This is a genomic window from Simplicispira sedimenti (genome assembly GCF_022760965.1).
GTDB classification, from domain to species: domain Bacteria; phylum Pseudomonadota; class Gammaproteobacteria; order Burkholderiales; family Burkholderiaceae_C; genus Simplicispira; species Simplicispira sedimenti.
In genome coordinates, this window is the sequence record NZ_JAKVIJ010000006.1 from 218784 (window position 1) to 231458 (window position 12675).

The window sequence follows — 12675 nt, forward strand, 5'->3', positions numbered from 1 at the left end:
TCAGTTACCACTCACATTCTGCGGGGGGCCGATACGCCCAGCACCGCCAGTCCATTGTGCAATACCTGCGCGGTGGCTGCGATGAGCGCCAGGCGCGCGCGCTTGACGGTTTCGTCGTCCACCAGGATGCGCTCGGCGTCGTAGTAGCTGTGGTAGCTGGCCGCCAGGTCACGCAGGTAGAAAGTCACGTCGTGCGGCGCCTCGCCCTCGGTGGCGGCCGTGAGCATGGCCGGGTACTTGGCCAGTTGCAGCATCAGCGCCTGGGCCTGCGGGCCGTCGAGCGCCGACAGGTCCGCGTCCTGCAGACCGGCCACGTCGCCTCCCCAGGCCGTGAGCACCGAGCAGATGCGCGCATGCGCGTACTGCACGTAGTACACCGGGTTGTCGTTGTTCTGCTGCACCGCCAGATCGACGTCGAAGGTGTATTCGGTGTCGGGCTTGCGCGAGAGCAGAAAGAAGCGCACCGCATCCTTGCTGGTCCATTCGATCAAATCACGCAGCGTGACGTAGCTGCCCGCACGCTTGCTGATCTTGACCTCTTCGCCGCCCTTGACCACCCGCACCATGGTGTGCAGTACGTAGTCCGGGTAGCCCTGCGGAATGCCCACGTTGGCTGCCTGCAGGCCGGCGCGCACGCGCGCGATGGTGCCGTGGTGGTCCGTGCCCTGGATGTTGACGACCTTGGAATAGCCGCGTTCCCACTTGGTGATGTGGTAGGCCACGTCGGGCACGAAGTAGGTGTAGGTGCCGTCGCCCTTGCGCATGACGCGGTCCTTGTCGTCACCGTAGTCCGTGCTCTTGAGCCACAGCGCGCCGTCCTGCTCGTAGGTATGGCCGCCCGCGATGAGCTTGTTGACCGTGGCCTCTACACGGCCGCTGGTGTAGAGGCTGGATTCGAGGTAGTACTCGTCGAAGTGCAGATTGAAGGCCTGCAGGTCCTTGTCCTGCTCGTTGCGCAGGTAGGCCACGGCAAACTGACGGATGTTGTCGTAGTCCTCCACATCGCCGTTGGCCGTGAATTCGCGGTCGTCGGCCTTCACGGTGGCCTTGGCCTTGAAGGCCTCGGCGATGTCGGCGATGTAGTCGCCGTTGTAGAAGTTCTTGGCCAGCGGGTTGTCGCTGTCGGTGGGCCAGCAGTCGTCGCCGGGCTTGAAGCCCTTGGCGCGCAGTTGCGTGCTCTTGGTGAGGGTGTCGATCTGCACGCCTGCGTCGTTGTAATAGAACTCGCGGTGCACGCTCCAGCCCTGCGTGGCGAACAGGTTGCTGATGGCGTCGCCAATGGCGGCCTGGCGGCCATGGCCGACGTGCAGCGGGCCCGTGGGGTTGGCGGAGACGAATTCCACCAGCACGCGCTCACCGCGCGCAGGCTGGCAGCCGTAACCATCGCCTGCGGCCAGCACCTCACGCACCACCTCCTGCTTGGCAGCAGGCTTGAGGCGGATGTTCAGGAACCCAGGGCCGGCGATCTCGATGGCGTCCACCCAGCGCTGGTAGGCGGGTGTGGCCTCCAGCGCGGCCTTGAGCTGCTCGCCCAGGGCACGGGGGTTGAGCTTGAGCGGCTTGGCCAGTTGCATGGCCGCAGTGCAGGCAAAGTCGCCATGCGCGGCGACCTTGGGCGACTCGAACGCCGCCTTGGCGCCTGCGCCGGGGGAAAGTTGTTCCAGCTCGGCCGCCAGGGCGGCGAGCAATTCGGTCTTGACGGAAAGCATCGCGGGATTTTACGGGGCCGTGGCGCCCAGCCCACGCCCGCCTCGCCATGCGTTGTGCGCAGGGCGCTTGTGTGTTGGAATTTCGCCAGCCCTTTTCACCACCCTGGAGAACCCATGAAGCAGCTTGTTACGTTCAGTGCACTGGCCCTTTCCCTGGCCCTGGGCAGCGCCCACGCCGCCGAAGAGAAGGCCCCCACCAAGCAACAGACCAAGATGGCCACCTGCAATGCAGACGCCAAAACCAAAGACCTCAAGGGCGACGAGCGCAAGGCCTTCATGAAGGAATGCCTCAGCAACAAACCCGCTACACAGCAGGACAAGATGAAGACCTGCAACGCCGACGCCAAGGCCAAGGACCTCAAGGGCGACGAGCGCAAGGCCTTCATGAGCGAGTGCCTGAAGAAGTAAGACTCTGCTCCATGCGTAACAAAGCCCCGCTGGCTCTACCACGGGGCTTTCTTGTGGATCGGCCCATCAGCGCGTGCCAACGCCCCGCGCCAAAAAGACAGCGAGCAGGGCCACCACCACCATCAGGTGCGCGGACCACATCACCAGCTTGCGCGTGCGCCGCAGGGCCTCGGGCGATGGCAAGCTGCCTTGGGCGTCGAGTTCACGGCGCCACGCACGGTATTGCCGCGCGGCCAGGACCAGCAGCGCGAGCATGGCTACCAGCAGGGTGATCTTGGTGTGCAGCAAAGGCTGCGCCCAATACCAGGCCACGCCCTTGACGCCCCAGTAGGTGCGTGCCAGCCCGGTGAGCAGCACCAGGGCGCCCGACACCAGGCTCAGCACATTGACCCAGACCAGGCGCCGGACCACGGCCGGGTTCACCCACTCGGCACGGCACAGCGCGGTTTCGCTGGTCATGAAGGTGGCCAGCATCAAAAAGGCCATGATGTGGGCGTAGGCCAGCAGACTTTCGAGTATCACGGTTCGGGATCCTTGGGGTTTCAATGAGGTGGCGCTGACGGGTCTGCGGCGGCGGCAGACCGCGACCAGAACGCCGGTTGGGCGAAATGGTGGCGCAGAAAATCAATCCACAGGCGCACCCGCAGCGGCAGATGCTTGCGCTGCGGGAACAGCACGTAAATGCCATTGGGCGGCGCGGCGAAATCCTCCAGCACCGCCACCAGCCGACCGGCGGCGATGTCGCCCTCCACCTCCCAGGTGCTGCGCCAGGCGATGCCATGGCCCGCCAGGCACCAGTCGTACAGCACCTGGCCATCCGAACAATCCATGGGGCCTGCGGGCTTGAGGTGCACGACCTCGGAGCCGCCCGCCGACGTGGGCATGCGAAACGCCCAGCCCCGCGTCTGCGAGGCTTCGCTGGAGAGCGTCAGGCAATCGTGCTGCACCAGTTCGCTGGGGTGGCGCGGCGTGCCGTTGCGCTGCAGGTATTCGGACGTGGCCACGCACAGGCGCCGGTTGTCGGCCACGCGCACGCTCACCAACGAGGAGTCGGGCAGGTCGCCCACGCGCACGGCGCAGTCAAAGCCCTCGGCTGCCAGGTCCACCACACGGTCGCTGAGATTGAGCGAGAGCGTCACCGCGGGCTGCTCGGCCAGGAACCGGGGCACCAGCGGAGCCACGTGGCGGCGCCCAAAGCCTGCCGGGGCCGTGACGCGCAAATGGCCGTTGGCCCGCACGCCCCCGGCCGACACGCTGGCCTCGGCGTTGGCCACATCGGCCAGCAGGCGCTGGCAGTCTTCGAGGAAGGCGGCGCCTTCGTGCGTGAGGCTGATGCGCCGCGTGGTGCGCACCAGGAGCTTGACGCCCAGGTGCTCCTCCAGTGCATCGAGCCGCCGCCCCATGATGGCGGGCGCCACGCCCTCGGCGCGCGCCGCTGCCGTCAGGCTGCCGCGCGTGGCCACCGACACGAAAGACTCGAAGGCCTTGAGCTTGTCCATGGGGGGAATTATCGGGACAAAGTGCGCCCCCACGCCGTGGAGCCCCCACGCTGCCGATGGCCAGATTTTTCAAGCAAAATCAGCCTCCAGCGCTCTTCCAACAAGCGCTAGTAGCTATGATTTGTATAGCATTTTCCCCGCAAGGTCTTGAAGAATTCCACGGTGCCGCAGCGCTACGCGGCGGCACGGCACCGAAGGCCTGAACCGCCTTGAGCGGCATCTGCCACCAACGGATCAGACCGCGGCGCCAGCGGCTGCCACTGCGTGCTCTTTGGCGGGCGCGGGTTCTGTCACTGCGGGCACGGGCGACAGGCGGCCGTTGAGCGCAGCTTCCAGGCGCACAGGGTCCAGCGCGTTTTCCCAGCGCGAAACCACCACCGTGGCGACCGCATTGCCGATGAAATTGGTCAGCGAACGGCATTCGCTCATGAAGCGGTCCACGCCCAGAATCAGCGCCATGCCGGCCACCGGCACTTCGGGCACCACGGCCAGGGTGGCAGCGAGGGTGATGAAGCCCGCGCCCGTCACGCCCGCAGCGCCCTTGGACGACAGCATCGCCACCAGCAGCAACATGATCTGGTGGCCCAGCGTCAGTTCGGTATTGGTGGCCTGGGCGATGAACAATGCGGCCAGCGTCATGTAGATGTTGGTGCCGTCCAGGTTGAAGGAGTAGCCCGTGGGGACCACCAGGCCCACCACCGACTTGCTGCAACCGGCCTTTTCCATCTTCTCCATCAGCGAAGGCAGGGCCGACTCCGACGACGAGGTGCCCAGCACCAGCATCAGCTCGGCCTTGAGGTAGCGACACAGCTTGAGCACCGAGAAACCGCACAGGCGGCTGACAAAGCCCAGGATGACAACCACAAACAGCAGCGAGGTGATGTAGAACGAGCCCACGAGCCACGCCAGGTTGACCAGCGAACCCAGGCCGAACTTGCCGATGGTGAAGGCCATGGCACCAAACGCGCCCAGGGGCGCCGCCTTCATGACCAGGCCCACCACCTTGAACACCGGGGTGGTCAGGGCTTCAAGAAAGTTCAGCACGGGGCGGCCCGGCTCACCCACCATGGCCAGGCCAATGCCGAACAGCACCGCCACCAGCAGCACCTGCAGGATGTTGTCGCCCACGAAGGGGCTGACCAGCGTCTTGGGAATGATGTCCAACGCAAAGCCGGTCAGCGTCATCTCGTGCGACTTGGCCACGTAGCCCTTCACGGCAGTCTGGTCCAGGTCGGCCGGGTTGATGTTCATGCCCGCGCCGGGCTGCACCACGTTGGCCACCACCAGCCCCACCACCAAAGCCAGTGTGGAGAAGAACAGGAAATACGCCATGGCCTTGCCAAACACACGGCCCACAGTGCTCAACTGCGACATGCCTGCAATGCCGGTCACAATGGTCAGGAAGATCACCGGGGCGATGATCATCTTCACCAGCTTGATGAAGGCATCGCCCAGAGGCTTGAGCGCCTCGCCGTAGGCGGGCTCAAAATGGCCCAGCAAGACGCCCAGGACAATGGCCAGTACCACCTGAAAGTACAGCTGGCGGTAGAAAGGCAGCTTCAAGGTGGACGCTGCGGGGGCGGAATGGGTGTGCATGGGTAGATCTCCAGGATTCGCGGGGCTGCACCGCCGACGGTGCATCAAGGGTGCCGTTTGTACCGCTGCGATGCGTTTGTGCCGATAACCTATTGGTATTAGTCCGACAGGGCGTCAGAGGTGATCACGCGCGCCCAATCAGGGTAATCCCCTAGCTTCCAGATGAATCCGGCACACTCGCCACCGCACCCGCGTGGCCCCACCACCGTGTGACAAGCCTGCCTTCCTGCCATGCCCATGCCCAGCCTTCGCCAGTTCTGGACGCTGTTCACCCTGCTTGTGGGCACGGTGCTCAGCATGTGGGCGGCCAGTCAGTGGGCTTGGCAAAGGTCTTTGCATGACGAGAGCGAAAGCGTGCAGCGCCAGCTGGCCCTGTATGGACAAACGCTGGCCCAGCGCATTGACCGCTACCGCACGCTGCCCGAAGTGCTGGCCTTGGACGCGCAGCTGCAAGACGCCCTGCGCCGCCCCTTGCGCCCGGCAGAGGTGGAGCAGCTCAACCGCAAACTGGAGCAGGCCAACGGCGCCAGCCAGTCCTCCACCCTCACCCTGCTCGACCGCCGCGGCATGGCCGTGGCCGCCAGCAACTGGCGCTCCACGACCAGCAACGTGGGGCAGGACTACAGTTTTCGCCCCTATGTGCAGCAGGCACTGGCCCAGGGGCGCGGCAGTTTTTACGGCATTGGCGTGACCACCGGGGAGCCAGGCTACTTTCTGTCGCAGGCCATCCGCGACGACAGCGGCCAGATCCTGGGACTGGTGGCCATCAAGATTGCGCTGCAGGAGCTGGAGCGCGAATGGTTGCAGACACCCGATATCGTGCTCGCCTCTGACGCCTATGGCGTTGTCTTTCTTGCCAGCCAGGATGCCTGGCGATACCGACTGCTGGAGCCGCTGGACGACGACCAGCGGCGCGAACTGAACGCCACCCGCCAGTATTCCGATCAGCCGCTGCGCCCCCTGGATCTGCGCGTGGACGACCACATGGACAACGGCGGCCGCCTGGTGCGCCTGCAGCCGACCTCCGACATGCCCACGCCCGCAGGCCGCGTGCTGTGGCAAACCCAGCCCTTGCCCGGCACCCCGTGGCAACTGCACCTGGTGCATGCGACGCACAGCAGCCTGACCGACAGCCGCTGGGCCGCAGCCTCGGGCGCTGGCGGCTGGCTGGCGCTCTCGCTGCTGGTGCTCTTTGTGCGCCAGCGCCAGCGCCTGGATCGCTTGCGCCAACGCAGCCGCCAGGAGCTGGAGACCGTGCTGCAGCAACACGCCCAGGAACTGCGCACCGCGCAGGACGGCATCGTTCAGGCAGCGCAACAGGCCGCCGAGCAGACGGACAAGGGCCTCTCGCGCAGCCTGGAGCATCTGCCCCAGGGGGTGGTCATCATCGACGCCGACCTCCGGCTGGTGGCCTGGAACTCGCGCTATGTGCAGCTGTTCCGCTTTCCGGCCGACCTGATGCAGGTGGGTCGCCCCATCGCCGACCTGCTGCGCCACAACGCACGCCGCGGGCTGCTGGGCCCCGGCCCGGTGGAGGACGCCATCGAGCGACGCCTGGCCCACCTGCGCAGCGGCACACCCCACCTGCACGAGAGCGCCAAGGACGACGGCACCGTGCTGGAGATCCGGGGCAACCCGCTGCCCGAGGGCGGATTCGTCACCAGCTATGCCGACATCACGAGCTACAAGAACGCGGCGCGCGAACTGCGCTCGCTGGCCGATGCGCTGGAGCAGCGCGTGTCGGACCGCACGCGCGACCTGGACGCCGCCCGGCGCGAGGCCGAGCGCGCCAACCGCTCCAAGACCCGCTTTGTGGCGGCCGCCGTGCACGACCTGTTGCAGCCCCTGAACGCGGCGCGCATGTTCACCTCGCTGCTGCGCAGCCATTTGCACGACGAGGCCGGGCGGCACACCGCCGACAGCATTGAAGGCGCGCTGGCCGCGCAGGACGCCATCCTCAACAGTCTGCTCGACATTTCGCGCATGGAATCGGGCCAGCTCGACGTGCACATCCGCGACGTGCCGCTGGGGCCGCTGTTGCAGGTCTTGAGCCACAACTTCGGCGTGCTGGCCGAAAGCCAGGGCCTGACCCTGCGCTGCGTGCCCACGCGCGCCGTGGTGCGCACCGATGAAAACCTGCTGCGCCGCATCCTGCAGAACTTCGTCTCCAACGCCATCCGCTACAGCCGCCGGGGCCGCATCGTGGTGGGCTGCCGTCGGGTCTGCCGCCCAGAGGGGGAGCACCTGCGCATCGAGGTGCACGACCAGGGCCCCGGCATCCCCGAGGCGCTGCAGCGCGAGATCTTCGAAGAGTTCCGCCGCCTGGACGAGGGTCGCGCCGATGACCGGGGCGCCGGCCTGGGCTTGGCCATCGTGGAGCGGCTGGGCCGCCTGCTGGGGCATGAAATCGGCCTGCGCTCGCAGCTGGGGCGCGGCAGCGTGTTCTGGGTCTGCGTGCCGCTGGGTGACGCCGCCGCGGTACAGCCGGCTGCGCCCGCAACGAACGCACTCTATTCGCCCGACGACGCCCCGCTGCAGGGCCACAGCGCCTGGGTGATCGAAGACGATGGCCCCACCTGCGCTGCCACCCAGGCCTTGCTGCAGCGTTGGGGCTGCGCGGTACCGCTGGCCGGTGGTGCACGGCAGGCGCTGGAGCACGCCCGCCCAGGCCAGGCGCCCCAGTTGGTGCTGCTGGATGTGCATCTGGGCGCAGGCCACCTCGGCCCGGATGTTTTCGCTGAGCTGTGCCAGCGCTGGGGCCAGAGCCCCGCCGTGATCCTGGTCACCGCCGAACGCGACGCCACCCTGCGCCGCCAGGCCGCCGAGCGCGGCTGGGGCTTTCTGGCCAAGCCGGTGCGTGCGCCCGCGCTGCGGGCCCTGGTCAGCCAAACCTTGCTGCGGATGCGCTAAGGCGCTTTCAAAGCGTACAAATGCTATTATTTCTATAGCTTTCAGCGCTTTATTGATAAGCGCTAGAGCATCTTTTTATAAAAAGACATTCTCAACCACCCCACCATCAACCCGTCGCACCGTCCTCCGTCTCCAGGCTCTTGACCAGCACCGCAGCCTGGGTGCGGCTGTAGCACTCCAGCTTTTTCAGAATGGCGGTAACGTGCACTTTCACGGTGTTTTCGGCCAGGCCCAGTTCTGCGGCGATCTGTTTGTTGAGCAGGCCATCGGCCAGGCACAGCAGCACGCGGAACTGCTGGGGCGTGAGCTGCGCCAGGCGAGCTGCGAGCTCGGCATCGGCTTCAGAGCGCTCGGACGCCATGGGTGGAAACCAGCTGCCGCCGTCCAGCACCGCAGCAATGGCTTCGCCCATGGCCTCCGCGGGCGCAGACTTGGGGATGAAACCGGCAGCGCCAAACTGCTGTGCACGGCGAATCACACGCGGGTGGTCGTTGGACGAGATGATGACCACAGGCAGCTCCGGGTACTCGCCGCGCACATGCAGCAAGGCCGAAAAGCCGCGCGTACCGGGCATGCTCAGATCCAGCAACACCAGCTCCACCTCCGGGTGTTCCTGCAAGGCCTGCCCCAGCGTGGCGGCGCTGGCAGCCTCCAGCGTGCGGTACTGGGGCAGGCGTTCGCGCAGCACATGCAACACGGCAGCGCGGAACAGAGGGTGGTCGTCAGCGACAAGGAGCGTGGGCTCGCACATGGGCCGAGTCTGCCACGACGCCGGGAGCATTTGCTGGGGGAGTTATCGGGATGCAACGGGCGTTCGTGGTGGCCCCTCCTTTTCCGGGCTGGGGCGATGGGTATTGCTGGGGAGCACTGCAGCTCTGGGCTCGGCCGATTTTTGCGAAAAAGTCATTAGTTTTGAGATATTGAGGCTATTTATGCCGCCCTGTATCTGCAATACAGTGTTGTCATGCCCCAGTGGCTCCATTGTTTTCATCGACTTCGTCCGAGGCTTACACCATGACCGACCGCACCACCGTCCACGGCCTGCAAGTGGCCACCAACCTGCACCGCTTCATTGAAGACCAGGTGCTGCCCGGCACCGGCATCGACGCTGCCACGTTCTGGAAGGGCTTCGACGCCATCGTGTCCGACCTGGCTCCGCGCAACATCGCCCTGCTGGCCGAGCGCGACCGGCTTCAGACCGAGCTGGACACCTGGCACAAAGCCAACCCCGGCCCGATCAAGGACATGTTGGCCTACCGTGGCTTCCTGGAAAAAATTGGCTACCTCGTGCCCCAGCCGGCCGACGTGAAGGTCACCACCGCCAACGTGGACGATGAGCTGGCCACGCAGGCCGGCCCGCAGCTGGTGGTGCCCATCCTGAACGCGCGCTACGCCCTGAACGCCGCCAACGCGCGCTGGGGCAGCCTGTACGACGCGCTGTACGGCACCGACGCCATCAGCGAAGAGGGCGGCGCCGAGAAGGGCAAGGGCTACAACCCGGTGCGCGGCGCCAAGGTGATCGCCTTCGCCCGCCAGGTGCTGGACGACAACGCGCCCCTGGCCAGCGGCTCGCACAAGGACGCCACCGGCTACCGCGTGGAAGGCGGCCAGCTCGTGGTGCAGCTTGGCGGCGCCAGCACCGGCCTGAAGGATCCCGCCCAGTTCAAGGGCTACCAGGGCAATGCGGCGGCGCCGTCGTCCGTGCTGCTGCAGCACAACGGCCTGCACCTGGACATCCAGATTAACCGCACTACGCCCATTGGTCAGTCCGACGCCGCGGGCGTGAGCGACGTGGTGCTCGAAGCCGCGCTCTCCACCATCCTCGACCTGGAGGACTCCGTGGCTGCCGTGGACGCCGAGGACAAGGTGCTGGGCTACAGCAACTGGCTGGGCATCCTCAAGGGCACGCTGACCGAGTCGTTCGAGAAGGGCGGCAAGACCATGACGCGCGGCCTCAACCCCGACCGCGTCTATACCGGCCCGAACGGCGGCGAAGTGCGCCTGCATGGCCGCAGCCTGATGTTCGTGCGCAACGTCGGCCACCTGATGACCAACCCGGCCATCCTCTGGAAGGACGCCCAGGGCCAGCAGCGCGAGATCCCCGAAGGCATCATGGACGCCGTGGTCACCACCACCATCGCGCTGCACGACCTGCAGGGCCATGGTGCACGCGGTCTGCGCAACTCGCGCAAGGGCTCGGTCTACATCGTCAAGCCCAAGATGCACGGCCCCACGGAAGTGGCTTTCGCCGCAGAACTGTTCGGCCGCGTGGAAAAGCTCCTGGGCCTGCCCGACAGCACGGTCAAGCTCGGCATCATGGACGAGGAGCGCCGCACCTCGGTCAACCTCAAGGCCTGCATTGCCGCCGCGCAAAGCCGCGTGGCCTTCATCAACACCGGCTTCCTGGACCGCACCGGCGACGAGATGCACACCGCCATGCTGGCCGGCCCGATGATCCGCAAGGGCGACATGAAGACCAGCGCCTGGATCCAGTCCTACGAGCGCAACAACGTGCTGGTGGGCCTGTCGTGCGGTCTGCGCGGCAAGGCGCAGATCGGCAAGGGCATGTGGGCCATGCCCGACCTGATGGCCGAGATGCTCAAGCAGAAGATCGCCCACCCCAAGGCGGGCGCCAACACCGCCTGGGTGCCCAGCCCCACGGGCGCCACGCTGCACGCGCTGCACTACCACCAGGTGAAGGTGAGCGACATCCAGATCGAACTGGAAAAGATCGACGCCAATGCCGAACGCGACAACCTGCTGACGGGGCTGCTCACGGTGCCCGTGGCGGCTGCGCCCAGCTGGAGCGATGCCGAGAAGCAGCAGGAGCTGGACAACAACGCCCAGGGCATCCTCGGCTACGTGGTGCGCTGGGTGGACCAGGGGGTTGGCTGCTCCAAGGTGCCGGACATCCACAACATTGGCCTGATGGAAGACCGTGCCACGCTGCGCATCAGCAGCCAGCACATGGCCAACTGGTTGCACCACGGCGTGGTGACCGAGGCCCAGGTGCGCGAGACCTTCGAACGCATGGCCGCTGTGGTGGATGGCCAGAACGCTGGCGACCCGCTGTACCGCCCCATGGCCGGTCACTTCGATACCAGCATGGCCTATCAGGCTGCCTGCGATCTGGTCTTCAAGGGCCTGCAGCAACCCAGCGGCTACACCGAGCCCCTGTTGCACGCCTGGCGCCTCAAGCTCAAGGCATCTGCCTGATCAAATGCTATTGAATCAATAGCATTCCGCGCACTATTTATAGGCGCTAAAGGCTCTTTCATCCGAAGAATGACGGCACCTGCGGGTGCCGTCGTTCTTTCATGGGCCTACACTCGGTGAACCGGAACGGCTGCGAAACGATGAATACACCACATCCCCCCGACGACGGCATCTGCCCAAGCTGCGGGCATGCCAATCAGTGCGGCATGGCCACGCCTTCAAGCGAAGCCGCTGGGTTCGATTGTTGGTGCATGCACACTGAGATCTCGCCTACAGCGCTGGCATCCCTGCCCGCCACCGAGCGGGGACTGCGCTGCCTCTGCCCTTCCTGCGCACAAGGCAACCCGCCTGTGCACAATGGCAAATAGTCACGCGTGATCCTCGACCAGTCCGCCGGCTGGTTGCTCCAGGCTATCCATCGCACCCCAAGTTTTTTCAATCGGGAGACGTTCTGCCATGTGCCAGTTGCTCGGAATGAATTGCAATACGCCCACCGATGTCGCCTTCAGCTTCACCGGCTTCTCCCAACGTGCCGGACGCACAGGCGATCACTGCGATGGCTGGGGCATTGCTTTTTTTGAGGATCGGGGCGTCCGCTTGTTTGTCGATCATGCCCGCGCGGTCGATTCACCCATCGCAGATCTCATCCGCAACTATCCCCTCAAGAGCCAAAACGTCATTGCACATATCCGCAAAGCCACGCAGGGGCCCGTGAGCCTGCAGAACTGTCATCCCTTCGTGCGTGAGCTCTGGGGACGGTACTGGGTGTTTGCGCACAATGGCGATTTGAAGGATTTTCGCCCCCGTCTGCACGCTCAGTTCAGACCGGTAGGCTCAACGGACAGCGAACACGCCTTTTGCTGGATCATGCAGGAGCTGTCGAAATCCCATGCGACCGTTCCCTGCGTCGAAGAACTGACGCGCACGCTGCGGGAACTGGCGGGAGTCATCGCACCCCATGGCACCTTCAATTTCCTGCTCTCCAATGGCCAGGCCCTCTGGGCCCATGCATCCACAAATCTTTGCTACACGGAACGCAGGCATCCGTTTGCACAGGCGCATTTGTCTGATGAAGACTTGAGTATCGACTTCTCGCAACACACGACCCCAGCCGATCGGGTGGCAGTCATCGTCACAGCGCCGCTGACACGCGATGAGCCCTGGACGCCCTTTGCTCACAACGAGCTGAAGGTCTTCGTGGACGGCGCAGCATTGGCCATCTGAATCCCGCAGATACCCCAAAGAGGGGCACCCCGTTGATGAAAGTCGTTTCCCCAAGCAGAAGCGCCCCGCACTGTATTAGTGCGGGGCGCTGCTGGGCTGGAATAGGAGCCTGA

The 12675-nt window shown here is 65.4% G+C and carries 10 protein-coding genes; 5 read left to right on the forward strand and 5 right to left on the reverse strand.

The window, feature by feature from the left end:
- Positions 1 to 11: 11 nt before the first annotated feature.
- Entirely contained in the window at positions 12 to 1709 is a 1698-nt protein-coding gene (gene argS / locus MJ602_RS08975) for an arginine--tRNA ligase (protein ID WP_243020419.1), read from the reverse strand.
- 114 nt (positions 1710 to 1823) lie between these two features.
- Between argS and MJ602_RS08980 the strand changes: the two genes are divergently transcribed.
- On the forward strand, positions 1824 to 2117 hold the full coding sequence (locus MJ602_RS08980; RefSeq protein WP_162014902.1) for a PsiF family protein: 294 nt from the start codon (positions 1824 to 1826) through the stop codon (positions 2115 to 2117).
- A gap of 66 nt (positions 2118 to 2183) precedes the next feature.
- Here the strand turns inward: MJ602_RS08980 and MJ602_RS08985 are convergent, their stop codons facing one another.
- From MJ602_RS08985 to MJ602_RS08995, 3 genes are all read right to left on the reverse strand, one after another.
- Complete coding sequence (locus MJ602_RS08985; protein WP_162014901.1) at positions 2184 to 2639, reverse strand: DUF2214 family protein; 456 nt, start codon at positions 2637 to 2639, stop codon at positions 2184 to 2186.
- Between the two features lie 20 nt (positions 2640 to 2659).
- Entirely contained in the window at positions 2660 to 3616 is a 957-nt protein-coding gene (locus MJ602_RS08990) for a LysR family transcriptional regulator (protein ID WP_243020420.1), read from the reverse strand.
- A 234-nt stretch (positions 3617 to 3850) separates the two neighbouring features.
- The gene (locus tag MJ602_RS08995; protein WP_243020421.1) at positions 3851 to 5212 is read right to left on the reverse strand and encodes a dicarboxylate/amino acid:cation symporter; all 1362 of its coding nucleotides are present in this window, start codon (positions 5210 to 5212) and stop codon (positions 3851 to 3853) included.
- 231 nt (positions 5213 to 5443) lie between these two features.
- Here MJ602_RS08995 and MJ602_RS09000 point away from each other — a divergent pair, with 231 nt between their 5' ends.
- Positions 5444 to 8122: a hybrid sensor histidine kinase/response regulator gene (locus tag MJ602_RS09000; RefSeq protein ID WP_243020422.1), complete on the forward strand. Its 2679-nt coding sequence runs from the start codon at positions 5444 to 5446 to the stop codon at positions 8120 to 8122.
- 106 nt (positions 8123 to 8228) lie between these two features.
- Here the strand turns inward: MJ602_RS09000 and MJ602_RS09005 are convergent, their stop codons facing one another.
- A complete protein-coding gene (locus MJ602_RS09005; RefSeq protein WP_243020423.1) occupies positions 8229 to 8873 on the reverse strand; it encodes a LuxR C-terminal-related transcriptional regulator in 645 nt (214 codons plus the stop codon).
- A gap of 263 nt (positions 8874 to 9136) precedes the next feature.
- Between MJ602_RS09005 and MJ602_RS09010 the strand changes: the two genes are divergently transcribed.
- The 3 genes from MJ602_RS09010 to MJ602_RS09020 all read left to right on the forward strand — a co-directional run bounded on the left by MJ602_RS09010 (position 9137) and on the right by MJ602_RS09020 (position 12562).
- Positions 9137 to 11338, forward strand: coding sequence for a malate synthase G (locus MJ602_RS09010; RefSeq protein WP_243020424.1), 2202 nt, complete (start codon positions 9137 to 9139; stop codon positions 11336 to 11338).
- Between the two features lie 140 nt (positions 11339 to 11478).
- Entirely contained in the window at positions 11479 to 11706 is a 228-nt protein-coding gene (locus tag MJ602_RS09015; protein WP_279236017.1) for a cysteine-rich CWC family protein, read from the forward strand.
- Between the two features lie 88 nt (positions 11707 to 11794).
- Entirely contained in the window at positions 11795 to 12562 is a 768-nt protein-coding gene (locus MJ602_RS09020) for a class II glutamine amidotransferase (protein ID WP_243020426.1), read from the forward strand.
- The last annotated feature ends 113 nt before the right edge of the window (positions 12563 to 12675 follow it).